The sequence below is a fragment of the Paenibacillus sp. SJS-P3 genome (assembly GCF_056711585.1).
In genome coordinates, this window is record NZ_CM160043.1 from 1549522 (window position 1) to 1572625 (window position 23104).

General features: G+C 60.1%; 25 protein-coding genes. 21 read left to right on the forward strand and 4 right to left on the reverse strand.

The window, feature by feature from the left end:
- Window positions 1-182: 182 nt before the first annotated feature.
- Both AC06G8_RS07080 and zapA read left to right on the forward strand, forming a co-directional pair.
- Complete coding sequence (locus AC06G8_RS07080; protein WP_480284842.1) at window positions 183-383, forward strand: hypothetical protein; 201 nt, start codon at window positions 183-185, stop codon at window positions 381-383.
- Window positions 384-531: 148 nt separating this feature from the next.
- Entirely contained in the window at window positions 532-3429 is a 2898-nt protein-coding gene (gene zapA / locus AC06G8_RS07085; protein ID WP_480284843.1) for a cell division protein ZapA, read from the forward strand.
- 151 nt (window positions 3430-3580) lie between these two features.
- Here the strand turns inward: zapA and AC06G8_RS07090 are convergent, their stop codons facing one another.
- Entirely contained in the window at window positions 3581-3964 is a 384-nt protein-coding gene (locus AC06G8_RS07090) for a cupredoxin domain-containing protein (RefSeq protein ID WP_048747421.1), read from the reverse strand.
- Window positions 3965-4115: 151 nt separating this feature from the next.
- On the reverse strand, window positions 4116-4472 hold the full coding sequence (locus AC06G8_RS07095; RefSeq protein ID WP_447662225.1) for a phage holin family protein: 357 nt from the start codon (window positions 4470-4472) through the stop codon (window positions 4116-4118).
- A 152-nt stretch (window positions 4473-4624) separates the two neighbouring features.
- Between AC06G8_RS07095 and AC06G8_RS07100 the strand changes: the two genes are divergently transcribed.
- The 4 genes from AC06G8_RS07100 to AC06G8_RS07115 all read left to right on the forward strand — a co-directional run bounded on the left by AC06G8_RS07100 (window position 4625) and on the right by AC06G8_RS07115 (window position 9736).
- Window positions 4625-6988 (forward strand): endonuclease MutS2, encoded by a 2364-nt coding sequence (locus tag AC06G8_RS07100; RefSeq protein ID WP_480284844.1) that lies wholly within the window; start codon window positions 4625-4627, stop codon window positions 6986-6988.
- A gap of 71 nt (window positions 6989-7059) precedes the next feature.
- Entirely contained in the window at window positions 7060-7476 is a 417-nt protein-coding gene (locus AC06G8_RS07105) for a DUF350 domain-containing protein (protein ID WP_447662223.1), read from the forward strand.
- Window positions 7477-7608: 132 nt separating this feature from the next.
- A complete protein-coding gene (locus AC06G8_RS07110) occupies window positions 7609-8139 on the forward strand; it encodes a hypothetical protein (protein WP_447662222.1) in 531 nt (176 codons plus the stop codon).
- 205 nt (window positions 8140-8344) lie between these two features.
- Window positions 8345-9736 (forward strand): MFS transporter, encoded by a 1392-nt coding sequence (locus AC06G8_RS07115; protein WP_480284845.1) that lies wholly within the window; start codon window positions 8345-8347, stop codon window positions 9734-9736.
- 130 nt (window positions 9737-9866) lie between these two features.
- Here AC06G8_RS07115 and AC06G8_RS07120 read toward each other — a convergent pair whose 3' ends face one another.
- Window positions 9867-10985, reverse strand: coding sequence for a CotH kinase family protein (locus tag AC06G8_RS07120; protein ID WP_480284846.1), 1119 nt, complete (start codon window positions 10983-10985; stop codon window positions 9867-9869).
- Between the two features lie 46 nt (window positions 10986-11031).
- Here AC06G8_RS07120 and AC06G8_RS07125 point away from each other — a divergent pair, with 46 nt between their 5' ends.
- From AC06G8_RS07125 to AC06G8_RS07185, 13 genes are all read left to right on the forward strand, one after another.
- Window positions 11032-11871: a DUF2642 domain-containing protein gene (locus tag AC06G8_RS07125; RefSeq protein WP_480284847.1), complete on the forward strand. Its 840-nt coding sequence runs from the start codon at window positions 11032-11034 to the stop codon at window positions 11869-11871.
- A 115-nt stretch (window positions 11872-11986) separates the two neighbouring features.
- The gene (locus tag AC06G8_RS07130; RefSeq protein WP_447662218.1) at window positions 11987-12211 is read left to right on the forward strand and encodes a hypothetical protein; all 225 of its coding nucleotides are present in this window, start codon (window positions 11987-11989) and stop codon (window positions 12209-12211) included.
- 27 nt (window positions 12212-12238) lie between these two features.
- The gene (locus AC06G8_RS07135; RefSeq protein WP_480284848.1) at window positions 12239-12709 is read left to right on the forward strand and encodes a spore coat protein; all 471 of its coding nucleotides are present in this window, start codon (window positions 12239-12241) and stop codon (window positions 12707-12709) included.
- A 281-nt stretch (window positions 12710-12990) separates the two neighbouring features.
- Entirely contained in the window at window positions 12991-13482 is a 492-nt protein-coding gene (locus AC06G8_RS07140) for an Lrp/AsnC family transcriptional regulator (protein ID WP_447662216.1), read from the forward strand.
- 12 nt (window positions 13483-13494) lie between these two features.
- Entirely contained in the window at window positions 13495-14709 is a 1215-nt protein-coding gene (locus AC06G8_RS07145) for an aminotransferase class I/II-fold pyridoxal phosphate-dependent enzyme (protein WP_447662215.1), read from the forward strand.
- A 122-nt stretch (window positions 14710-14831) separates the two neighbouring features.
- Window positions 14832-15062: a Spo0E family sporulation regulatory protein-aspartic acid phosphatase gene (locus AC06G8_RS07150; protein ID WP_480284849.1), complete on the forward strand. Its 231-nt coding sequence runs from the start codon at window positions 14832-14834 to the stop codon at window positions 15060-15062.
- A 207-nt stretch (window positions 15063-15269) separates the two neighbouring features.
- A complete protein-coding gene (locus tag AC06G8_RS07155; RefSeq protein WP_447662213.1) occupies window positions 15270-15842 on the forward strand; it encodes a cob(I)yrinic acid a,c-diamide adenosyltransferase in 573 nt (190 codons plus the stop codon).
- Window positions 15829-16854, forward strand: a complete 1026-nt coding sequence (locus tag AC06G8_RS07160) for an RluA family pseudouridine synthase (RefSeq protein ID WP_480284850.1) — start codon at window positions 15829-15831, stop codon at window positions 16852-16854. The genes AC06G8_RS07155 and AC06G8_RS07160 overlap by 14 nt, the downstream gene beginning before the upstream one ends.
- Window positions 16851-17222, forward strand: coding sequence for an arsenate reductase family protein (locus tag AC06G8_RS07165; protein ID WP_447662211.1), 372 nt, complete (start codon window positions 16851-16853; stop codon window positions 17220-17222). The genes AC06G8_RS07160 and AC06G8_RS07165 overlap by 4 nt, the downstream gene beginning before the upstream one ends.
- Complete coding sequence (locus tag AC06G8_RS07170; RefSeq protein WP_480284851.1) at window positions 17215-18432, forward strand: aminotransferase class I/II-fold pyridoxal phosphate-dependent enzyme; 1218 nt, start codon at window positions 17215-17217, stop codon at window positions 18430-18432. Before AC06G8_RS07165 ends, AC06G8_RS07170 begins: the two co-directional genes overlap by 8 nt.
- 39 nt (window positions 18433-18471) lie before the next feature.
- Complete coding sequence (locus AC06G8_RS07175) at window positions 18472-19347, forward strand: 5'-3' exonuclease (RefSeq protein WP_447662268.1); 876 nt, start codon at window positions 18472-18474, stop codon at window positions 19345-19347.
- Between the two features lie 137 nt (window positions 19348-19484).
- Window positions 19485-20039, forward strand: coding sequence for a GNAT family N-acetyltransferase (locus AC06G8_RS07180; protein WP_480284852.1), 555 nt, complete (start codon window positions 19485-19487; stop codon window positions 20037-20039).
- 233 nt (window positions 20040-20272) lie between these two features.
- Window positions 20273-20452 carry a hypothetical protein gene (locus AC06G8_RS07185; RefSeq protein WP_480284853.1) on the forward strand — a complete coding sequence of 60 codons (180 nt, stop codon included), beginning with the start codon at window positions 20273-20275 and terminating at the stop codon, window positions 20450-20452.
- A gap of 59 nt (window positions 20453-20511) precedes the next feature.
- Here AC06G8_RS07185 and AC06G8_RS07190 read toward each other — a convergent pair whose 3' ends face one another.
- Entirely contained in the window at window positions 20512-21747 is a 1236-nt protein-coding gene (locus AC06G8_RS07190) for a DUF4269 domain-containing protein (RefSeq protein WP_480284854.1), read from the reverse strand.
- A 174-nt stretch (window positions 21748-21921) separates the two neighbouring features.
- Between AC06G8_RS07190 and AC06G8_RS07195 the strand changes: the two genes are divergently transcribed.
- Together AC06G8_RS07195 and AC06G8_RS07200 are read left to right on the forward strand one after the other, a co-directional pair.
- On the forward strand, window positions 21922-22419 hold the full coding sequence (locus AC06G8_RS07195; protein ID WP_447662207.1) for a hypothetical protein: 498 nt from the start codon (window positions 21922-21924) through the stop codon (window positions 22417-22419).
- Window positions 22420-22516: 97 nt separating this feature from the next.
- Window positions 22517-22987 (forward strand): GNAT family N-acetyltransferase, encoded by a 471-nt coding sequence (locus AC06G8_RS07200; RefSeq protein WP_447662206.1) that lies wholly within the window; start codon window positions 22517-22519, stop codon window positions 22985-22987.
- Window positions 22988-23104: the final 117 nt, after the last annotated feature.

Genomic DNA, 23104 nt, shown 5'->3' on the forward strand with positions numbered 1-23104 from the left:
CGGTTTTTCCTTTTGAGTACCGGACTCGGAAGCCTTTTGGGGCTTTTGCTCGTCGTAAGGAAATAGGGTTTTCACGATAGGTGCATATGGATCGGGCAATCGCTACATAACGAGCAAAACGGAACGGATCGACCCCTAGGGAACCTAGGGACTATATAGATCCAAAGGAACACGTGAACGACATGAACCATATAAACCATATGAACCATATGATCAACATGAACCATATAAACCACATGAACCATATGAACCACATGAACCACATGAACCACATGAACCACATGAACCACGTGAACCACATGAACCACATGAACCACATGAACCACATGAACCACATGAACCACATGAACCACATGAACCACATGAACCACATGAACTTCTGAACCATCGCCCGTCACCGGGCCTTAATATAGAGGCTTGCACCGATGCCCGGCACCGCCGAAGACAGGGAGCGCTTGTTCCCCGGGAGCGGTTTCATCGCCGCTGGCAGCCATCGGGAGCACAGCCGTACAACAACGGGAGGATACCGCCTTGAAGGAAGCCGATCGCTTGAAAGTAACGGTTGATATATACGGACATCAATATAAACTCACAGGCCACTCCAGCATCGACTATATCCGCCGGGTGGCGGCTCTCGTCGACGAGAACATGCATAAGCTGGCGAAAGGCTATCCGAGACTGGACATGCCGAGGCTGGCTGTACTGGCGGCGGTGCATATGGCGGAGGATGTGTTCCGGCTGCGCAGCGACAGCGACCTGCTGAAGGAAGAGCAGAGCCTGCGCAAGACGCTTGTCGGAGAGCTTGAGAAAGCTCAGGCTTCGGTCGAGGGCATGCAAAAGGAAATGAAGCGGCGCGAGGAAGAGTCCAGGGCACGGCTCGATCAGCTGCTGAACGAACGGGAAGAAGCCGAGCGGGCCATGCGCAGCGAAGCGGAAGAAAGGCTTGGAGCCGTGCAGGCCGCCGTAAAGGAAGAGACGCTGCGTCTGGAGCGCGAAGGCTCCGAAGCCGCCGCGCGGCTTGAGGAGCGTTGGCTGGCTGAGCGCGAGGAGCTCGTAAGGGCGCATCGCAGCGAGATCGAGGAGCGCGAGCGGCAGCATGAGAGCGAACGCGGCGAAGCGGCCCGCTTGCTGGAGTCGGAGCGCAAGGAATGGGAGCGGATGTACGAGGAGGAGTCCCGGGAGCGCGAAGAAGCTCACGCTGCGGCGCTGGAGCAGTCGGCGAGCCGGTATGCGGCGGAAAGCTCGGCGCTGAAGGATGGCTTGGAGCGCGAGCGCGAGCTTCTTCAGACACAGCTTGAGGAATCCAGGCGGGAGCTCGAGGAACTGCTGGAAAGCGAGCGGGCAGCGGCTGCGGCACGCTTCGAGGAGCAGCGCCGCGAGCTCGACGAGGCTCATGCCGCACAGATCGAGGAGCGGGAAGCCAGGTTCGCCTCCGAGATGAAGAGCCTCGAAAGCTCCTTGCAGCAAAGAGTCGCAGAGCTGCAGGAGCTGTACGACCGGGAGGCGGATGCCCGCGCCGTGGAGCGCGCCGAGCTTGAACAGCTCTATGAAGCGGAGTGCCGCGAGCGCGAGCAGGAGAGGGAAGCTCTGCTTCAGCAGCATCAGGAGGAGCTGGCTGCGCGCGAGAAGCTGTATCGCGAGCAGGTGAGCGCTCTGGAAGAGAAGCTGCTCGCCGAGCGCAAGGGCAAGGAAAGCGAGCTGGAGCAGCTGCGCGTGCGATTGAGAGCGGAGATGGAAGGCGCGCTTGCCGGCCGCGAGGCCGATTGGCGGAGCGAGGCTGCGAAGCTGGAGGAGCGCCATGAGACGCTTCTCGCAGAAGCGGCGGCCGCTGCGGAAGCGGTTATGCAGGAACGCGAGGCGCAGCTGCGGCTGGAGCTTGAGAGCCGGCATAGCGATGCGGCAGCCGCTGCGGAAGCGTCCTGGCAGGCGCGTGAAGCTGAGCTGCGCAAGCGGCATGAGAGTGAGCGCAGCCAGGCGGCGGCCGCTGCACAAGCGGCCTTGCAGGCGCGTGAAGCTGAGCTGCGCAAGCAGCATGAGAGCGATCGCAGCCAGGTGTCAGCAGCGGCGGAAGCGGCTTTGCAGGCGCGTGAGGCAGAGCTGCGCAAGCAGCATGAGAGCGAGCTTGGCGAGGCGTTGGCCGCTGCCGAAGCTTTGCTGCAGGAGGCGGAGCAGGCCCGTATCGACGCTGAAGCGCGGCTGCGCGAGCGGACGGCCTCTCTCGAGGCCGAGCTGGAACGACTGCGTCTGGCGTCTTCGGCCGAGCGGGAAGCTGCGGCAAGCGAGCTTAGGGAGTCGCTGGAGCGCGCAGCGCGGGAGATCGAGCATGTGAAGGAAGCCGCAGAGCGCAGGGAGCTGGAGCGCTCGAAGGACGCCGAGGCGGAGCTGGAGCGCGTGAGAGAAGAAGCGGCAGCCGAGGCGGAGCGGATCCGCGAGGAAATGAGGCTGTCGGCCGCAGCTGCGGCCGAGAAGCTTGCCTCGGCGGAAGCGGCAGCCGCGAGTTCGGAAGAAATCGCGGCCAAGGCGGAAGCCAAGGCCGCCAAGCTGGAGGAGAGCCATTCCCGGAACCGCGACCAATGGCAGTCGGAGCTTAAGAAGCTGGAAGATGCCCATCAAGGGGAGCTTCTTCGCAGCGCAGACGGCTGGGCGGAGGAACGAAGCGGGCTGGAACAGCGGCTTAGAGAGGCGGCGGCCACCAATGCCGCGCTGCAGGAGGAATGGAGCAAGCGGATAAGCGACGCCGAGGAGCATCTCTACTCCGTGCTGGAGCAGGAGGAGGCGCGCGGCCGGCTGCTTGAGGCATCGCAAGCCCAGCTCCGCGGCACCCAGCAGGATCTGGATCTTGCCCGCGGTCGGCTGGAGGAGCTGCAAGCCAAGCTGGCGGCAGCCGAAGATCGCCTTGCGCAAGTCGAGCAAGGCCATCAGGGCCGCGTAAGCGGATTGCTTGAGGAGCTCCGGAGCGCCCAAGCGCGCGCCGAATCGTTGGAGCGGCAGGCCGCGGAGCGGTCGGCCCAGGCGGAAGCGGAGCGGGAAGCTTCCGAGCGTGCAGCCGGGGAGCGGATGCTCCAGCTGGAGGACAAGCTTCGGGAGCTGCAGCAGCTGGCGGCTCAGCGTGAAGATCAGCTTAGACAGCTGGCTGAAGAGCAGGAGGAGCAATCCGGCACGGAAGCCGAGCTGCGGCGGGAGATGGAGCGTGCCCGCCAGGAGGCTGCGGCATCGGGAACAGCTCTTGAGCGGCTGGAGAGCGTCCTGCAGGAGCTGGAAGCGGAGCGTTCGGACAATCGCGACGGCATCAGCCATCTCCATACGGAAAACGAGCGGCTGGCCGAATCCCATGAACGGCTTAAGATCGAGCATGAAAAGCTCCGCAGCGAATATTCCAAGCTGCAGACGGAGTACAACGAATGGATCGAGCTGATCGAACAGAGCTGACAGGCTTTGCGACGACTGCGCGCTCTTCACTGAAGCTCAAAAAAAACCGTCTCTTTGCCGCTTGCGGCAACCGAGACGGTTTTTTATCATGCCGGCACACTTCATGCCCGCTGCATAATTAGGGAGCGGAGCTCCCTGGAAGAACTCAACCTTACTGGACTTTGAGAACCGCGCGCATTTTTTCGTGGCCGGGTCCGCACGGGATGCTGCAGACAATTTCATATTCGCCGGCATCATTGATGGTGTATACCTTCGATTGTCCGGCTTTCAAGGCAATATCCGTATTGGCGACCTTGATGCCGTGGATGCCGTCGGTTTCGACCTTGATCCGCACCGGCTCGCCTTTTTTCACTTCGTATGTCTGCTGGTCGAACTTGTAATTGGTGGCTTTCACGACAACCTCCTGGGAGGCTGGAGTCGAATCCTCCGTCGTGGAGGCGGAATTGCTCGCGCCGGACCCGCATGCGGTAAGAGCCACGAGAAGTACGGCCATGGCGGCCGCGAGCGGCAGCTTTCTTCCCCATTTATGCAACATGACAGTGTTTGTCCCCTTTCGGATTATCTTCTATCTATCATAACGAATTTGGATGAGGGATGAAACGAGTATGCCGGACAGGGTTTGAACAAAAAATGACATATGTAGAGGCACGAAAGGAGCGGTTTACTGCTCCGTTTCGTGCCTTCGTTCAATGCTCTTTCTTGCTGCGGCCGGCATCGAAAGGCGTCGGAATGAAGAGATCGATGATCCCGATGACAAGCGCGGCCAGAATGGCGCCGAGCCAGGTCGCGTGTACTCCTCCGACGATGAATTGGGCCAGCCAGATGACGACGACGCTCGCGATGAAGCCGACGATGCCGCGTCCAAAGGGGGACACTCTTTTGCCGAAAATGCCTTCGATGACCCATCCAAGCAGAGCAATGACCAGAGCCAGCATCAAAGCGCTCCAGAATCCTCCTACGGCAAACTGGGGAACGATATAACCCACCAGCATCAGAACGATGGCCGCGACGATAAAACGAACGACATGTCCTAAAAAGCTCATGCGGGTACCTCCTTAGTGAATTGAAGTTTGAACTCAGCCTTCGCTTCCTAGTGTGGATGTTTTCGGGCTATTTCATGTATAGCCGATTTGACCTGCGTGCGCGGATTCCCCGCTTCCGGTATAATGACGTTGAAAGGAGCTGCATGACGCTCGTGGACAGCAAAATCCTGCATACACTCGAATATGCCAAAATCATCGATCAGCTGCTTCAACATACATCGACCCCGATGGGGCGCCGTCTGGCCGAAGAGCTCGCTCCCTCTTCGGATCTTCACGATGTCGACCGTTCTCTTCAAGCTACCGAGGAAGCGGCGGCGGCATACCGTCTGAAGGGTATCGGCCCGTTCCGCGGCATTGCCGACATCCGCGCCCATCTCAAGCGGGCGGTCATCGGAGGAACGCTGAGCTCGGCGGAGCTGCTGGAAACGGCGCTTACCGCCCGAGGAGCCCGCAGGGTCCGAAGCCATATCCTGCATTTGCATGAAGATCATCCGATTCCTCTGCTGGAGCATATCGCCGAAGGCATTTATCCGCGGAAGGAGCTCGAGGACGCGATCTTCGCCTGCATCGACGAGGACGGCCATGTCCTCGACAGCGCCAGCAGCGAGCTGGCCCAGATCCGCCGGGAACTCCGACAGGGCGAGGGCAAGGTAAGGGAGAAGCTCGAATCGATGCTGCGCTCTTCCTCCGTCCAGAAGATGCTTCAGGACAGCCTGATCACGCTGCGGGGAGACCGTTATGTCATCCCGGTGAAGCAGGAGTACCGCTCTCACTTCGGCGGCATCGTCCATGACCAGTCCAATTCCGGCGCGACGCTGTTCATCGAGCCGGAGGCAGTCGTCGCGATGAACAACAAGCTGCGGGAGGTCAAGGCTGCGGAAGCGCGGGAGATCGAGCGCATCCTTCAGAAGCTGACCGCCGAGGCGGCCGAAGCGGCCGAGGATCTGGCCATCAACCACGATCTGCTTGCACAGCTGGATTTCGCCTTCGCCAAAGCCGTGCTTGCGCATGGCATGCGAGCCGAGCGCCCGGCCATGAACGGCAACGGGTACTTGCGCATCCGGCGAGGACGCCATCCTTTGATCGAGCGGGACAAGGCTGTGCCTCTCGATCTGGAGATGGGAGGAAGCCATACCGGCATCATCGTAACGGGTCCTAATACCGGAGGCAAGACGGTCGCGCTCAAGACGGTCGGCCTGCTCAGCCTGATGGCGATGTCGGGATTGTTCGTTCCGGCTGACGACAGTACGGAGCTTTGCGTCTTCGATGCCATCTATGCCGATATCGGCGACGAGCAGAGCATCGAGCAAAGCCTCAGCACGTTCTCCAGCCACATGACCAACATCATTCGCATTCTCGGACGCATGACATCGAGCAGCCTGGTGCTGCTCGACGAGCTTGGCGCCGGAACGGATCCGGCGGAAGGCTCCGCGCTCGCCATCGCCATTCTCGACCATATCCACCGGTCCGGCGCCCGGATGCTGGCCACGACCCATTACAGCGAGCTGAAGGCCTATGCGTACAACCGCGAAGGACTCATCAATGCGAGCATGGAATTCGATATCGCGACCTTGAGTCCGACCTATCGCCTTCTGGTCGGCGTGCCGGGCCGAAGCAATGCGTTCGCCATTGCCGAGAGGCTTGGTCTCGACAAAGGCATTATCCAGCAGGCCCGGGGTGAAGTCAGCGAGGACGATCTCCGCGTAGAAAGCATGATCGCTTCGCTCGAGCGGGACCGCCAAAGCGCTGAAGCGGAGCGCGGACTGGCCGAAGCGCTTCGCAGAGAGCTGGAAGAGGAGCGCACCCTGTACGATCAGGAGCTTAGGCGCTTCGAGGAGCAGCGGGAACGGATGCTGGCCAAAGCGCAGGAAGAAGCCCGACTTGCCGTGGCCAAGGCGAGGCGCGAAGCGGAAGAGATCATCTCGGAGCTGCGCCAGCTTGCCAAGGAAGAAGGAGCGGCGGTCAAAGACCATAAGCTGACCGAAGCCCGCAAGCGGCTCGAGGAGGCTTCTCCGGAGCTTGTCCGGAAGCAGTCCGCCCGCAAGAAAGCGGAAGCCGGCCGCAGCATCGGTCCTGGGGACGAGGTTATCGTGCACAGCCTGAATCAGAAGGGCTACGTCGTAGACATGTCCGGGGGCGAGGCTACCGTGCAGCTAGGCATCCTCAAGATGAAGGTCAAGGAAGACGATCTGGAGCTCGTGAAGCAGGCTCCGGCTCCGAAGACACAGCCGCCCAAAGCTTCGGCCACGCTCAAGCGCACCCGTGACGACAGCGTGAAGATGGAGCTCGATCTCAGAGGCAGCAATCTGGATGAATCCATCATCGAGGTCGACCGGTTCCTGGACGAGTCGTTCTTGTCGGGGATGGGGCAGGTGTACATTATCCATGGCAAGGGAACGGGAGTGCTCCGGACGGGCATTCAGGACTTCCTGCGCCGCCACAAGCTTGTGAAGAGCTATCGTCTGGGCAACTATGGCGAAGGCGGATCGGGAGTGACCGTCGCGGAGCTGAAGTAAGCCTCGCGGCTGCGGCGGGCCATGGAGAAGCGCCTTATTGAAGCAAAGGCAAGCAGGGAGGAGGTGCAGGAATGGACAAAATTGTGGATGGTCTGCTTCGCAACGAGTACTTTTCCTCCCTGATTTATGTATCCATAGCCATCATGGCTTTGATCCTGTTCTTATCCTTGTTCGAATGGGTCGCGAAGTATAAATGCTGGGATGAAATCAGCAAAGGCAACATGGCGGTCGCGTTCGCGACCGGCGGCAAAATATTCGGCATCTGCAACATTTTCCGTTTTTCCGCCAATGCCGGGGATTCCATCTATGCGGGCTTGCTTTGGGGCGCATACGGGTTTATCATATTGCTTCTCGCCTACTTTCTGTTCGAGTTTCTGACTCCGGTATTCCGGATCGACGAGGAAATCAGGAAGGATAACCGTGCGGTTGGATTCATCGCAATGGTCATATCCGTCTCCATTTCCTTCGTGATTGGAGGAACGATATAGAAGCCGGACTTGCGAGGCATAAGCAGCGGAGGGCTTGGGATGAAATACTTATGGGGTACGCTGGCCGTGCTTGCGGTATTGTTTTTTGTTTTGGGAATCATCTATTTGAATTGACGGAAGGAGACGGAGCCGATGAGCAAGGAAATGCAGGAAACAGGCTTGATCTGCCCCTGGTGCTCGACCGAGATCGTATGGGATGAGGAGATCGGTCCGGAAGAGTACTGCCCTCATTGCGAGAACGAGCTGACCGGATACCGGACGTTGAAGCTTGGCGAGAACGATGCGGACGCACCTGAAGCGGCAGAGGCAGAGGAAGGCGAAGCTGCGGACTGGGATGAAGACGATCAGGCCGGCGACGACACGGGCTGGGCCGGAGGAGGCAGGCCTCGTTCCTGGCTGCAGGCCGACGAGAAAATCCAGCGGATCATGGACGATCAGGAGGAAATGCCGGAATGTCCATCCTGCAGAGAGTACATGCTGTTCGGCGGCACCCAGCAGCTGGCTCCATTCGAGCCGGCCGCGCCTCCGGCGCTGAAGAAGCCGCTCCTCCCGCCGTCGCCGAGCCTGCAGGTCTACGTCTGCCCGGCTTGCCATGAAGTGTCGCTCAAGCTTGACCGCGATGCGAGGGGGTTCTTGACTTCCGCGCTCGGCGCGGAAAGCTGATTCTGCTGTTTTTGCGAATCGACGGCTGAACAAAAGCCGGGGCTGTCCTGCAAGTCATGAAAATGACCAGGGGCAGCCCTTTTCGTTTTTTTTAGCTTTATGTTCCAAAGGAAAAGAAACGAATGTCTTCCCGCTGAACCAAATAAAGGCATGCAGACGAACTGGGCGGCCGGGGAATGCTGTCATGATGGAGGTGGCTGCAGACATGAGCAAACGCAAATATCGCAGGCGGCGGCTGTCTGCTCCGGCAGACTTGCCTGTTCCCGGACAGGGCACGGAACCAGGAAGAGGGGACGTGGAGGCAGCTGCAATGGCGGGAGAAATGCCGATCGGAAGGGGCGGCAGGCAGCAGGTTGCAAGCCGGGGCTCGGCGGCCATCGACGGCCAAGCCGCGATGCTGCTCGTCGTGCTGACCTTGTTCAATGCGGCGAATGCCTTTTCGGGGACGTTCGTACCGGTCTACCTGTTCAAGGCAGGCCATAACTACAGCCTGGTCGGCGTGTATTCCCTGCTCCAATACTTATGCGGAGGAATATGCGTATGGCTCGCCGGGGCATGGGTGAAGCAGAAGGGACTGGTGCTATCGCTGAGAACCGGCGTCGCTTTATCCGGCATCTTTTATTTGAGCGTGCTGCTGCTGGGGGGAGCGGCCCGAAGTTATGCCGCGCCGCTCGGCATGCTGCATGGCATCGCTGGCGGATTTTTTTGGCTCGCTTACAATGTCCTCTATTTTGAAATTACCGAAAGGGACAACCGGGACCGGTTCAACGGCTGGGCCGGCTTGCTCGGTTCGGGGGTCGGCATGTTCGCGCCATGGCTGTCCGGAATCATCATCGCTGCCCGTGGAGGCGATGCCGGATATGCGGTTATTTTCGGCTTGTCGCTTGCTCTGTTCGTATTGGCCGCTGTCTTCAGCGCCAAGCTGAAAAAAAGACCGCCTCAAGGACGATACGAATGGTTCATGGCCATACGGGAGCTGAGGAATCCGTCAAGCCCGTGGCGCCGCTTCGTGCCGGCCATTCTTTTTCAAGGGCTGAGGGACGGCGTCTTCATGTTCCTGATCGGCTTGACGGTATACGCGGCGACCCAGCAGGAAAAGCAGCTCGGCACCTTTTATCTCGTCACCTCGCTTGTCGCCCTGGTGAGCTTCTGGATCTGCGGCAAGCTGCTGACGCCGTCCAGACGGAACGCGGCTATGCTGGCGGGTACGCTGGCCATGACGGCGGTCATCGCTCCTCTTCTGGCCGGAGTGGAATATTCCACGCTGCTTCTGCTTGGGATCGGGACGTCTTTGTTCGCTCCGCTCTATATGATTCCCATGACTTCCGCCGTGTTTGATCTGATCGGAAGAAGCGAGGATTCGGCAAGGAGAAGGGTGGAATATACGGCGCTTAGAGAAGCCTCGCTCACAGTCGGACGCGTGGCGGGAGTGTCGGCGTTCCTCGTCGTGGCTGCCGGAGGAACCCCGAGTCCGGAGCGGCTGGCTTGGCTTCTGCTTATTCTGGGATCTGCTCCGATCGCCGGCTGGTGGTTCATCAGGCGTTCCCTGAGGCCGCAGGAGCAGCAGGCGTCGGCCGCAGCGGGGAGACAGCCATGAATTTGCCGGCCCAGTCTGCGGGTGCCCCGCCAACTGTCGGCTCCAGTCTGCGGAACCGCCCGCCAACTGCCGGCCCAGTCAAAGGAACCGTCAACAGCAGGCTCAGTCCGAGGAACCGCCAGCTGCCGGATCAGTCTGCGGAACCGCCCGCCAACTGCCGGCGAGGCAAGCTTGCGCCATCACCAAGCCAGCGTCTCAGCTCAGCCCTGACAAATCGGCGGCGTTTGCCGATGTAGGCGAGGATGAAGGCTTTCTCTCCGCCGAACGCCTTCAGCGTCGCTGCACGCGCTGGATCGAGCTTGACGGCCGCAGCGATCCTCTCCAGCATGCCGCCCGCGGCGGGACCGATCCTCTCTTCCGTGAACTCCGTCTCCATGACGCGCTCCAGCTCTTCGGCATATCGCCTTCTCCATTCCGGGAACTGGAAGATCCGGCGCGTCAAGCCGTTGTAGCCCTGGATTCGTACGAGATCAGCCGAGCAGGGCTTGCCGTAGCAATTGCGGCCCCATGTGCCTTCATAGTCCCAAGGAAGGATCCCGTAGCGGCCGGAAGCGTCATCCTCGTACAAGGCGTAGTTCTGCTCGAAGCCGTCGTAGTTGCCGGTGAGCACGGCTCCGGCCAGCCATTTGAAATACAGGTCCAAATCAAGCCGCTCCTCGATCGCCTCCTGCAGGCTCGAGTCTTTTAGCCGATGGAGCCGGCCGATGAAGTCGGATAACCGGACAAGCGTGCCCCCGTCTCCCTCGACGAACTCGTATCCGTCAGAGAGAGAGCGCTTGCGGCGCCGGGACTCGGGATCCTTGAGCTCGAAGTTGGCGCTGTCGTTGGCCGCATACAGAAGAGACCGGTAGCGGATTCCGCGCATGGAAAAGAAGCGGGAGTTGACAGCTTCGATTTCCAGATAGATGCCGTCCGGCTTGCCGCTGACCGACAGCCATACCGGGCGCGTTCGCGGGGAAGGGACCCCGATCCGCTCCATGAAATGAAAGCTGAGCGCATTGCGGATCATGGAAGGGTCATCCGATTCCGCATTCCAATGAAGGACCAGCCCGCTGTCCAATTGGATCTCATAGGATTTCTTCGCGTATTCCCGCGTATGTCCGCCTCTGTAGCGGATTCTTGCGCCTGATATCCGTCCGCCGATGCCGAGCTTCGCAGGCACATATCTGCGGCTCCATATATCCCGGTCAAGCTCCGACCTCTGATCCGGTCCCATCAACACCGCCCGCTCCGGAATTCCTGTCCGCATATGCCCATCCTCCTCTTTCCGCCTTCGGCATGCGGCGTATCCGCCCATGCGTTACCCTATTCGGAATACGGCAGGATGGTTCGGCAGCCGGCAGCTTTCCCGCTCCGCCAACCTCCCTGTCGCCGTGAAGACAGGCTGCATATACTGGGGACAGGAAGAGCGGTTATGCGTCCGAGAGCTTCTTCCTTCAAGAGGAGGCGATCCAACAGCATCCATGAAATCCGAACATCCCTGGCAGAGCCGCTTCGTAACCGTCATTCTGGAAGGAGGCGGCAGGCTGGAGGGAATTTTATGCGAGATGGGCGAAGACGTGCTCTCCATGTTCATCCTCCCGTCGCAGCGCCACGGCTACATTCCTCTGGTGCAAGTCAAGGAGCTGTCCGTCTCCACCGTTCCCGTCCCCGAAGGCTCCCCGATCGTCGATGACCATCCTTACCGCACCCCGTCCGAGCGCATGAGCTACCGCAAGATCCTGCTGGCGTCCAAAGGCTCGTTCTCCGAAATCAAGCTTTCCTCCCATCGGCAGCTTCACGGCTACCTGGCGGGAGTCATGAACGATTTCCTGATCTTCTGCGTGCCGATGAACGGGGTCGTGCTTGTCCCGCTCGGCAGACTGCGCTGCCTCTCGCCCTACCCACCAGGCCTGGCGCCGTACCATCTGACGTTGGAACAGTTTCCGCTGCGCCCGCTGTCGCTTGGCCTGGCGCGCAGCTTCTCCCAGCAGCTGGCCAAGCTGCAGGGGGAATTCATTCTTGCCGGAAGAGGCGAATTGCCGGATCTGTCCGGCGTTCTTGCCGCGATCGACGGTCAGCTCGTCACGCTGACGGACGCGTCCGGCAGCAGCGTCTGCCTGCATTTCTCCGCAATCGAAGCGCTGCATCTCTAACCTCGGAATCCCGCCCGCCGCACTTATGCCGCAGTTGGCGCCGAGGGTACATATTGACAGTCCGACGGGGCACCCTACAGCTTGGAAGCAATTCAAAACCAAGGGAGTGGGCACCATGCTGCAACCGATGACCAGCAAGGAAATTCAATACATCTCCGATTCCATGACCAATGAGGACCTGCTGATGAAGCAATGCGCCTGCATGGCTACAAGCGTGGGCAATCCCGGCGTCAGCCAGCTCGCCTCGAGAATGGTCATGAACCACCAGCAAAATTACGCAGCGCTCTTGAACAGCTTGTACCAGCATCAGACGATGGCTCCGTCCTCGCCGCAAAGCTGACAACCATTCCAGCAAGGAGGCCAATATATGTATCAGCAGCAAAATCAAAACGCCATGCAGACTCCGTTCCCGGAAGACGCGTGGGCCAATACGGTCCTGTGCGACCTGAAGCGGGTCGTGCGCGAATACGCGACGGCCGCGACGGAGAGCTCCTGTCCCGAAGTGCGCAAGATGTTCACGTCTCTGACGAACAGCACCCTACAGCTGCAAGGAGAGCTGTTCAACGCCATGCAGCAGGCGAATATGTACACGGTGCCTTCGCCTGCGCTGCGCCAGGACATCCAGAAGAATATCGCTTCGTTCCAGCAGCAGCAGCAGCAAACCCAGCAATTTCTCCACCAGCGGATGAGCGGCCAGGCGGCGCAGCCTTACATGCAGTCTCAGGCGCAATCGCAGCAGCCTTACATGCAGCCGCAGATGCACTCTCCGCAGCAGTATGTGCAGCCGCAGATTCCGCAGCCCGTGCAGGATCATCAGCACCAGCATTTCTATAGTTGAGCAGCCGGAAGAAGGCGGGCGGGGACATGTTCCCTGCCTGTCTTTTTTTGTGCCGGAACTTGCTTCGCGATCAGCCTCCGGCGTACGGCTCTGTCTTCGGCAGGAAGTTTGTCGCGATGGCGGAGTCCGCGGAATCGGGAGTGGGGACGAGGCTGGAGCGCCGGACGAGCGGCATGGGGATGATCTGCATCTGGCGGACAAGCTTGCGATTTCACTTTCCAAATAGCTTGTTAACGGTGTAAAATGTTCTTTATAACGCTTCAGGAAGGGAGTCAAAGACGATGAACGAAATGAAATTCAAGGTGCTCGAGCTGCTCAAGGAAGACGCTCGCAGGAGCCCCGAACTGATCGCCACGATGCTTGGAAAGCCTCAGGAAGAGGTGGAGCAGGCGATCGCGGAAATGGAGCAGGATCACGTCATCGTCAAATATGCGCCCGTAATCAACTGGAGCAAGGTGGACGACCAGAAAGTGACGGCTCTGATCGAGGTTCAGATTACGCCCGAGCGCGGCCGCGGCTTCGAAGGAATCGCGGAGCGGATCTACCTGTACCCGGAAGTGAAGACGGTCTACCTGATGTCTGGAGCGTACGATCTGCTCGTCGAGGTGGAGGGCCGCACGCTGAACGAAGTGGCCTCGTTCGTCTCCAGCAAGCTGTCGACGATCGACTCGGTGCTTTCGACCAAGACTTTCTTCATCTTGAAGAAATACAAGCAGGACGGCATCATTTTCGAAGAAAAAGAAGGGGATCAGCGGCTGCTGGTCACTCCGTGAGGTTGACGGATCATGACCATCTCTAGCAAGACTCCAACTCCGTCCGAACCTTCTGTCCGCCGTTCCATGTCCGACTACCTGTCTCCGAGCGCAAGGGCGATCAAGCCATCCGGAATCCGCCGGTTCTTCGATCTGGCGAACAGCCGCAAGGATGTGATCACGCTTGGCGTAGGCGAACCGGACTTCGTCACCCCGTGGCATGTCCGCGACGCCTGCGTGGCCTCGCTGGAAGCGGGCAAGACGCAGTATACGTCCAACGCCGGCACGCCTGAGCTCAGAGGAGCGATCGGCCAATACCTGAACGACTCGTTCAGTGTCGCGTACGACCCGGCCAAGGAAATTCTCGTAACGGTCGGAGGAAGCGAAGCGATCGACCTCGCTCTGCGGGCTCTGATCAGTCCCGGGGACGAGATTCTCGTGCCGGAGCCGAGCTACATCTCGTATTCGCCGATTACGACGCTCTCCGGCGGGGTGGCCGTCGGCGTGGAGACATTCGCGGAGCATGCCTTCAAGCTGCAGGCCGACACGCTGCGGGCTGCCATCACGCCCCGCTCCAAGATTCTGATCCTCAGCTATCCGAGCAATCCGACCGGCGGCATCATGACCTACGAGGACTGGCTCCCCATCGCCAAGGTAGTGGAGGAGCATGATCTGGTCGTCATATCCGACGAGATCTATGCCGAGCTGACCTATGGAAGCAAGCATGTCAGCTTCGCCGCCATGCCGGGAATGAAGGACCGCACGATTCTGGTCAGCGGCTTCTCCAAGGCGTTCGCCATGACGGGCTGGAGGATCGGCTACGCTTGCGGCCATCCCGAGCTGATCGGCACGATGCTCAAGATCCACCAGTACACGGTCATGTGCGCCTCCAATATGGCGCAGGTCGCCGCGCTGGAGGCGCTGACGAACGGCATGGAAGAGATGTACCGCATGATGGAGTCGTACAACCAGCGCCGCCGCCTCGTCGTCAAAGGGCTGCGCGACATCGGCCTGCACTGCCACGAGCCGCAGGGAGCTTTCTATGCCTTCCCGTCGATCGCATCGACAGGGCTGAGCTCGGAGGAATTCGCGGAACGGCTCGTTCAGGAGCATGGCGTAGCGGCTGTTCCGGGCAGCGTATTCGGACTTGGCGGAGAGGGACATCTGAGATGCTCCTACGCGACTTCCGTATCGCAGCTGAATGAAGCGTTGGATCGAATGGGAGCGTTCGTCCACAAAATCAGGTAGGCATCAGGAAGATGTTTTGCTATAATCAGGACTGATAAAAATTCAATTTTTTTACATCCTGTCGAGCGAACGGCATTCCGGATTGAAAAAGATTGCAATTGCAAGCGGGGAGGGATGTCAGAATGGCGGCAGGCATGGATTGTCTATCAGCGGCAGAAGCGAAGCCAAGATTACGAAATGTTCCCGACTGGTCCCCGCTTTTGAGAAGTCTCTCGGAAGAAATCGACGCGCTTCGCAAAGAGATGGAAACCATCTATGAGGATAGATCGGGCTTTCAGTCCGAGGAGCTTTTGGCGGCAAGCCAGAGGCTGGATTTGAAGATCAACGAGTTTCTCCATTTCCAGCTGAGCTGATCCCATCGATCCACCCGCTCCGGCGCTGCCGGAGCGGGTTTTTTGCATGCATCCGTCTCTTCTTTTGTCGATGAGAGCTTCAAGGGAGACTCGGATTGAAGATTCAAGGCCGCCGTTCGACCTTAAGCTGGAAGCAGCCGGAGAATGAGAGGAAGCTGCCCGGTATGGTATAATGGAACCTAACCTATTGAGTGCAGGAGGCTGGCGATGAAGCTCTATACAAGAACCGGCGATTCCGGTCAGACCTCGTTAATCGGGGGCAGGGCCGACAAGCATGACGCCCGGGTAGAAGCGTACGGGACGATTGACGAGCTTAATGCCTTCACGGGGGCAGCCCGGGCGGAAACGGCTCGCGATCCGCGGCTGGACGACCTGACGGAGCAGCTCGAGGAGATCCAGCACGAGCTGTTCGACTGCGGCTCCGATCTCAGCTATGCCGCCCCCAAGCCGGAGCAGCTCAAGGTGTCGGAGACGATGTCGCTGAAGCTGGAGGGCTGGATCGACGCGCTTAGCTCCGAGACGCCTCCGCTGAGAAGGTTCATCCTGCCGGGCGGGACAGCAGCTGCATCTGCGCTTCATGTATGCCGGACTGTAAGCCGCAGGGCGGAGAGGCGGACGGCGGCGCTGGCTGCGGCAAAGGAAATCAATCCGGGCGTCCTGCAGTACTTGAACAGGCTTTCGGATTACTTCTTCGCGGCTTCGCGGGCGGCGAACTTCCGGACGGGAACGGCCGATGCCGAATATGTGCGGGGAGCGGATGTATTTCGTGGTGACCGCTAGAACTTCGGAACGGTATTCGCAAGGAATCGCCCCCCCATTCGGTTATTATGAGCCGATCCGGATCGAGGCCGGAGAGCAGGAGGACGGCTGGAGGCTGAGCAAGCTGCTTGAGCGGCGGCTCGGCGTCTCCCGCAAGCTGCTCTCCCGGCTCAAGCTGACCGAGCAGGGGCTTATGATCAACGGCGTCCGCGCCTATTCCGGCGACCCGGTGCGATCCGGGGACATCGCGGAAATCCGCATGGAGCAGGAGCGTTCGGAGGATATCCTCCCGCAGGATCTGCCCCTGGAGATCGTGTTCGAGGACAAATGGGTGCTGCTCGTCAGCAAGCCGGCAGGCATGGTCGTGCATCCGACCCACGGCCATTATACGAATACGCTGGCCAACGCGGCCGTGCACCACTGGCAGCAAGCGGGCGAGAACGTAAGGTTCAGGCCGGTGCATCGCCTCGACGAGGATACGTCGGGTCTCGTGCTGCTCGCCAAAAACCCTTATGTGCATCAGCAGCTGTCCGAGCAGCACGGGGACGGGCGCATCCGCAAGCAATATGCGGCCTATACGTACGGAGTGCCGGAGATTCCGGCCGCCCGCATCGACGCGCCGATCGACCGGGATCCGGACTCTCCTCACCATCGGATCGTGACCCCGTCCGGTTATGCTTCCGCTACCCGTTACGAGACGCTGGCCGGCTACGGCGGACGAGCGGCCAAAGTCCGGCTGCGGCTGGAGACGGGAAGGACGCATCAGATCCGGGTCCATATGGGCTGGATCGGCTGTCCGCTGATCGGAGACCTCATGTACGGCCCGGCCGCGGCAGGAGCGGGCATCGGCAGCTGGGAGGAAGCAGCCGGACGGCAGGCGCTGCATGCGGAGATGCTCTCCTTCGAGCATCCCATGACAGGGGAAGAGATGACATTCACGGCGCCGCTGCCGCCTGATCTGGAGCGGCTGGAGCGGCTGCTGCGGCAGGACGGCGGGCAAAGACATGATGAAGGAGAAGGACGGACAAGATGAGCGACAAAAAGGAAATGATCCTGTACGAATACAGCAAATGCGGCACCTGCCGCTCTGCCTTCAAGGACTTGGAGGCTGCCGGCCGCAGCGTGAGGCGGATTCCCGTCTTCGAGACGCCGCCCTCGAAGGAGGAGCTTCGCTCCCTGGTCAAGAAGAGCGGGCTTGAGTTGAAGAAGTTTTTCAACACCTCCGGCGAAGTCTACAAGGAGCTTGGGCTCAAGGACAAGCTTGGGGCCATGAGCGAGGAGGAGCAGCTGGAGCTGCTGTCCTCGAACGGAAGGCTGATCAAGCGGCCGATCGCCACGGACGGAGAGAAGGTCACCGTAGGCTACAAGCCGGAGTCGTACAAGGCTGCCTGGCATGAGTAGCGGCTGGCGCTCGGACAAGCTGGACCGGCTCGGCTCGTCGATCTTCAGCGAAGTGGCCCGGTGGAGGCAGGAAGCCTCCGAAGCCGGGCTGGACGTGATCGACCTCAGCATCGGCAGCCCGGATCTGCCTCCGAGCGCTGCGGTCCGCCAAGCTCTCAGCGAAGCGGCACTGCGGCCGGGGGCGTACCGGTATCCGTCGTCCGAGGGGAGCATCGAATTCCGCCGGACGGCGGCTGAGTGGCTGCGCCATCGGTTCGGGACGGAGGTGGATCCGGAGACGGAGATCGTGACGCTGATGGGTTCCCAGGACGGGCTGGCGCATCTGGCGACGGCGATCTGCAATCCCGGCGACACGGCGATCGTGCCGGATCCCGGCTATCCTATCTACGCCGCTTCGCTTGCGGTGGCGGGAGTGGAGGCTGCCTTCCTGCCGCTGAGAGCAGAGGGAGGGTTCTTGCCTGATCCCGATCTGCTCTCTGACGAGATTTGGGACCAGGCGCGCTTCGTGCTTGTCGGCCTGCCAGGCAACCCGATCGGGACCGCGGCGGGGCTGGACGTGCTGGAGCGGCTCGTGGACAAGGCGCGCAGGCATCGGACGCTGCTCGTCCTCGATCTGGCCTATTCGGAAATGGGATACGGCGATTACCGTCCCTTCAGCGTTCTGACGATTCCAGGCGCGAAGGAAATCGCCGTCGAATTCCACTCGATGTCCAAGAGCTTCCATATGGCAGGCTGCCGCATCGGCTTCATGGCGGGCAACGCCGCTGCCGTGGGAGCTCTCAAGGAGCTCAAGGCGAACATCGACTACGGCGTATTTCCCGCCGTTCAGGAGGCGGCTTCGGCAGCTCTGCGCGAGGCGATGGACGACCCCGGTTATGCCGGATTCCGCGACGTCTACGAGGAGCGCCGCGACCGGTTCGCCGAGGCGCTGTCAAGGGCGGGCTGGAGCGTCCCGAAGCCGGATGCGACGATGTTCCTGTGGGCGGCCGTGCCTCAGCCGGCAGCAGGCGCTGCGGCTTGGAGCAGCCGCCGGTTTGCCCGGCAGCTGCTGCAGGATGCGGGCGTAGCCGTCGTGCCCGGCGACGCGTTCGGCCGCGAGGGAGAGGGTTATGTCCGGATCGCGCTCGTCGAGAGCGCAGACCGTCTGGGAGAGGCGGCGGAGAGAATCGGAGCCTGGCTGAAAAAGCAGGGCTTGGGAGAGGGGAGATAAGGAATGGATTTATTCACATGGAATGAGGAACCGCCCGTTATGCAGGAGGAGGCGGGTTCGCGGCTGCTGCTCGTCGACGGGATGGCGATTTTATTCCGGGCTTACTTTGCCACCGCTTACGGCGGCAGCGTCCGGCGCACGAGCTCCGGCCTGCCGGTCAACGCGGTGCATGGCTTCGTCCGATATTTCATGGATGCCGTGCGCAAGTTCCAGCCCACCCATGTCGCTTGCTGCTGGGATCTTGGGAGCACCACGTTCCGCACGGGTGAGTTCGCGCTGTACAAGGCCAACCGGCCGGATGCGCCGGATGACCTGATTCCGCAGTTCGATCTCGTCAAGGAGGTCGTGGCGAGCTTCGGCGTGCCGAACATCGGCGCTCCCGGCTTCGAGGCGGATGATTGCATCGGCACGCTGGCCAAGCTGCACGGCCGGGAGCACGAGGTGTTCGTGCTGACCGGGGACCACGACATGCTGCAGCTGGTGGACGAGAAGGTGTCGGTCGTCATCATGAAGAAGGGCCACGGCAATTATATGGTCTATACGCCTCAGACGCTGCTGGAGGAGCGCGGGCTGACGCCGGCGCAAATCATCGACGTGAAGGGCCTCATGGGCGATGCAAGCGACAATTATCCCGGGGTGAAGGGCATCGGCGAGAAGACCGCCCACAAGCTCGTTCAGGAGCATGGTTCGGTAGACGGCATTCTGGCGAGCCTGGAGCTGCTGTCCAAGACGGTCCGGGCCAAGATCGAGGCCGACCTGGACATGCTTCATCTATCCCGGCGGCTCGCGACGATCCACTGCGAGGCTCCCGTCGCCCTGGCGATGGACGACTGCTGCTGGTCCGTCAATCGCGCGCTCGTGGAGAAGAAGTTCGAAGAGCTGGAATTCAGAAGCCTGATCAGCCTGATCAGTTGATCGATCGCTAGCGGACGCCTGAGGGCGTCCTTTTTTATTTTTACGCAAAGAAGATAACGGAATCATATTGACATATTATTCCAATCTTTATATTCTTATACGATAGAATCGACCTCATCAGATGAAAGGATGGTCAAATGAAGACGGCAGCCTCACTATTCGCAGAACTCGAAACCCCAAGGCTTGCACTTCGCCGGCTGCGTTCGTCGGATGCAGAGGATATGTACGCTTATTTCTCGCTGGATGAAGTGACGAAGTTTTACAATCTGGAATCGTTCACGGAGCTGAGCCAGGCGGAGGCGCTGATCAGCCGCTTCAATGAGCGGATCGACAGCGGCGCCGCCCTCCGCTGGGCTGTCACCCTCAAAGGCGAAGACCGGCTCATGGGAACATGCGGATACCATAACTGGAGGCGGGATCACTGCCGCGCCGAGATCGGCTATGAGCTGCATCCCCGCTGCTGGCAGCAGGGTTATATGACAGAGGCTGTGTCCGCCATTCTGGAGTTCGGCTTCGGCGCGATGGGCTTGAACCGCGCGGAGGCGTTCATTGATCCGGATAATGCCGGCTCCCGCAGGCTGCTGGAGAAATGCGGCCTCAAGGAAGAAGGCTTGCTCAGGGATTATTTCTTCGAAAAAGGAATGTTCGTCGACGCGGCCGTCTTCTCCATTCTGAAGCGGGAACGCGCTTGAACGGCGCCTGGCGGCATGCATGAGCTGAGCCGGCAAGGAGAAGTCTGAACAGGACAGGAACTAACCGGCAGATCGGACAAGATCGGATAGGAATATGGAGGGAGGTGTCTCTAAGCGGGAGGACAGTCCGGTCCCAATCCGACTTTCTCTTTTATGGACTCGTTCGGCCTGTATTTATCGTCATCGTTTTGTCATCTTAATCGGAAGCCTTCGAATTCGTAGACGGCGGCCGTGTGGAGCTGAGAATGCCTGCGGACGAGTTCGGATTGGCCGTCGTCGGAGACGTCGGAGAGCTGACTTACCAAGGAACGAGGTACAAAGGCTGTGAACGGCATGTCCAGGCTCCCGGCACGGGAACTGATTTGCGGACCCAGGCTGGAAGGGAGCATCCGGTCGACACGCACGCAGCCTGAAGAGAGCCGCCGGAAGTCCGGCGGCTCTCTTTTCTCTGACCTGGGCTGCGCTTGTTCTCTTAACGACTGCCGTCCCACTCCCCGTAGAACTGCTCCAGGTAATCCAGCATGAAGGCATGGCGCTCCGCGGCCAAACGGCGGCCTGCCGCCGTGTTCATGCCGTCCTTCAGCTTCAGCAGCTTCTCATAAAAATGCGCGATCGCCGTTCCGTCGCGGCCGCGGTATTCCTCGGGCGTCAAGGCAGCCCGCGGAGAGAAGCTGGGATCATGGACGGGCCTGCCTACTGCGCCGGAATAGGCGAACACGCGGGCGATGCCGATGGCTCCGATCGCGTCCAGCCTGTCCGCATCCTGGACAACCTGCCCCTCGAGGGTCGCCATGGGCGGCCTTCCGCCCCCCTTGTAGGAAATCGTCGAAATGATTTCCAGCGTGGCGGCGATCGTGCCATCGTCGGCTTGAAGGCGTTCAAGCCATTCTCTGACCTCCCGAAGTCCGGCTTCCTCTCCATCCCGCAGCTTGTCGTCCGCCAGGTCATGCAGCAGCGCTGCCAGCCTGCAGACGAAGCGGTTGGCGTTCTCCTCCTCTCCGATGACATCGGCCGTCCTGGCGACCCGGCTGATATGGAACCAGTCGTGGCCGCTGAAGTCGTGCTTCAGCTGTTCCCGCACATACTCCTCGGTCTTCTCCACCATTTTCTGCTTCTCAAGGCTTCCTTCAAGACCCCAATCCATCCCTGCCTCGACAATCGCCTGCAGCTCCTCGTCGCCTGCATCCGCCAGCTCCAGCAGCCGGGCATAAGGATCGCCGCTGAGACGGAAGCGGCAAGCAAATGCCGGCTCTGTTTTCATGCCCTGCTCCTTCAGCCTCCGGATGGCCGAGCGGGCTTCGGCTCCGGACAGCTCCAGAAGCCTGCCTTCCGCAACCATATGGCGGAAAGCGTTTTGCCGGACAGCCTCGCGAGGCTGCGCGAACAGCTCGACCGCCCAATCCTTCCAGCGGAAGGAAACGGCGACGGACGGCAGCCCTTGAGAGAGATGCCTTTGTGAAGAGTATCCATCCAAATGAGCGAAATTCGCTTCCGTCTCTCGCAGAAACCGTTCCAGGTCGCCTGCTTCGCATATGACATCGAGATCGCTCGAGGGGATGTCCACGTCGATAGGAACCGTGCCGGCAAGCACGGGAGTATATTCCTCCAGAATGGCGAAGAGATCCAGCTCGCGCAGCGCGGCAGCCGCCGAGCGCTGTCTCGGCGTTCCTGACGCCAGCCTGTCCAGACTGTAATCGCTGATGTTCATTGTCGCTCCCCTCTCCTGGCCTGCTTTAGAAGATTGTTCGAATGACGAGACCATCTCATATAGCGGCAACATTCCATTCTATCACGGACACAGCGCTTCGGACAGGCTTGCAAGGCCGGCAGCCGGCATCTTATGCTATAATGCACAGTACAATCCCATTACCGGAGGTTTCACATGTTATCGTTCCAAGAAAAGCTAGACATCCTATCCTCGTTCCCCGAGCTGACGCGCAATGACGTGTCGATGGGACGGGTGAACTTCCATTTTGAAGGAAGCCAGCATGAGAAGAAAACCGTCGGATACCGGCTGCATCCGAACGGAAGCGGATATATCTACGCCGGTCTGCTGAAGGGATACGAAACCGATGACAAAGGGTATGCAAGCATCCGCGACCTGAACGAAGAGCAGCTGCGGGAGCTTGCGGCCGCGTCGATCGAATCCTTGTCCGCGCCGCCGTCCGGACCTGCGCGCGAGCCCGGCCAAAGCAGGGCCGCCCGCAAGCGCCGCATGGCGAGGACGGCCTGGGTAAGCCCTGACGGCGATGAGCTGGAGCTGAGGAGCGAGGACGATCTCTGGTATTTGTATGCCGGCATGAGCCTGGAGATGGCATTCGAGACGTTCGAGGAAGCGGAGGAATATTTGCAGGAAGAGGGCTTCCAGCCGAAGGCGTAAGGCAATCAAAAGTCCAAATTCTTGTCGCCTTCCTCCATGGGCTGTGCGTGCTCAGTCGCCTTATAGTAGGGAAAAGGCTTCTGGAGGCGGAACCAAGATGAATAGGAAAATGTATTCCATTATTGTCAGCCGATGCGATGCAGCCGAGGCCGACGCCATCGCTCCGTTGTTCGACCAGTACCGGATCTTTTACGGCCAGTCTTCCGATGAGGAAGGGGCGCGCCTGTTCCTGCAGGAAAGGCTCGTCCGCGGAGAATCGGTCCTGTTCGCCGCAGCGGCAGAAGGCGCTCCGATCGGGTTCGCTCAGCTGTATCCGGTGTTTTCTTCGGTATCCATGAGGAGAGCATGGATCCTGAACGACTTGTACGTGCGTGCCGAATGGCGCGGGCGAGGGGCGGCCAAGCTGCTGCTGCAGGCGGCCAGAGACTACGCGGCCGCGGGAGAGGCCAAGTCGGTCCAGCTCTCGACCGCTGCAAGCAATGCGGCGGCAAGGTCTCTTTACGAACAGGCAGGGTATGAGCTCGACACGGTTTTTTTGACGTACGAGCTGTCGCTGGACAAGGCTTAGCTTGATTCCAGATGCGAAATGAACACTCCGAGCGGCGGCTGGATTGCGGCAGCGCGGAGTCCAAAAAGGAATTCGGGAAACCCCGGATTCCTTTTTTTGTTCTTTATTGCAGGGCTA

Excerpts from the sequence above, each read along its gene's own strand:
- AC06G8_RS07165 (WP_447662211.1), top strand. The coding sequence starts at position 16,851 with ATGAGCGACAAAAAGGAAATGATCCTGTACGAATACAGCAAATGCGGC.
- AC06G8_RS07190 (WP_480284854.1), bottom strand. The coding sequence starts at position 21,747 with ATGAACATCAGCGATTACAGTCTGGACAGGCTGGCGTCAGGAACGCCG.
- AC06G8_RS07125 (WP_480284847.1), top strand. The coding sequence starts at position 11,032 with ATGCGTTACCCTATTCGGAATACGGCAGGATGGTTCGGCAGCCGGCAG.
- AC06G8_RS07195 (WP_447662207.1), top strand. The coding sequence starts at position 21,922 with ATGTTATCGTTCCAAGAAAAGCTAGACATCCTATCCTCGTTCCCCGAG.
- AC06G8_RS07135 (WP_480284848.1), top strand. The coding sequence starts at position 12,239 with ATGTATCAGCAGCAAAATCAAAACGCCATGCAGACTCCGTTCCCGGAA.
- AC06G8_RS07115 (WP_480284845.1), top strand. The coding sequence starts at position 8,345 with ATGAGCAAACGCAAATATCGCAGGCGGCGGCTGTCTGCTCCGGCAGAC.
- AC06G8_RS07110 (WP_447662222.1), top strand. The coding sequence starts at position 7,609 with ATGAGCAAGGAAATGCAGGAAACAGGCTTGATCTGCCCCTGGTGCTCG.
- AC06G8_RS07170 (WP_480284851.1), top strand. The coding sequence starts at position 17,215 with ATGAGTAGCGGCTGGCGCTCGGACAAGCTGGACCGGCTCGGCTCGTCG.
- AC06G8_RS07105 (WP_447662223.1), top strand. The coding sequence starts at position 7,060 with ATGGACAAAATTGTGGATGGTCTGCTTCGCAACGAGTACTTTTCCTCC.
- AC06G8_RS07150 (WP_480284849.1), top strand. The coding sequence starts at position 14,832 with ATGGCGGCAGGCATGGATTGTCTATCAGCGGCAGAAGCGAAGCCAAGA.
- AC06G8_RS07080 (WP_480284842.1), top strand. The coding sequence starts at position 183 with ATGAACCATATAAACCATATGAACCATATGATCAACATGAACCATATA.
- AC06G8_RS07175 (WP_447662268.1), top strand. The coding sequence starts at position 18,472 with ATGCAGGAGGAGGCGGGTTCGCGGCTGCTGCTCGTCGACGGGATGGCG.
- AC06G8_RS07180 (WP_480284852.1), top strand. The coding sequence starts at position 19,485 with ATGAAGACGGCAGCCTCACTATTCGCAGAACTCGAAACCCCAAGGCTT.
- AC06G8_RS07090 (WP_048747421.1), bottom strand. The coding sequence starts at position 3,964 with ATGTTGCATAAATGGGGAAGAAAGCTGCCGCTCGCGGCCGCCATGGCC.
- AC06G8_RS07130 (WP_447662218.1), top strand. The coding sequence starts at position 11,987 with ATGCTGCAACCGATGACCAGCAAGGAAATTCAATACATCTCCGATTCC.
- AC06G8_RS07155 (WP_447662213.1), top strand. The coding sequence starts at position 15,270 with ATGAAGCTCTATACAAGAACCGGCGATTCCGGTCAGACCTCGTTAATC.
- AC06G8_RS07095 (WP_447662225.1), bottom strand. The coding sequence starts at position 4,472 with ATGAGCTTTTTAGGACATGTCGTTCGTTTTATCGTCGCGGCCATCGTT.
- AC06G8_RS07140 (WP_447662216.1), top strand. The coding sequence starts at position 12,991 with ATGAACGAAATGAAATTCAAGGTGCTCGAGCTGCTCAAGGAAGACGCT.
- AC06G8_RS07200 (WP_447662206.1), top strand. The coding sequence starts at position 22,517 with ATGAATAGGAAAATGTATTCCATTATTGTCAGCCGATGCGATGCAGCC.
- AC06G8_RS07145 (WP_447662215.1), top strand. The coding sequence starts at position 13,495 with ATGACCATCTCTAGCAAGACTCCAACTCCGTCCGAACCTTCTGTCCGC.
- AC06G8_RS07120 (WP_480284846.1), bottom strand. The coding sequence starts at position 10,985 with ATGCGGACAGGAATTCCGGAGCGGGCGGTGTTGATGGGACCGGATCAG.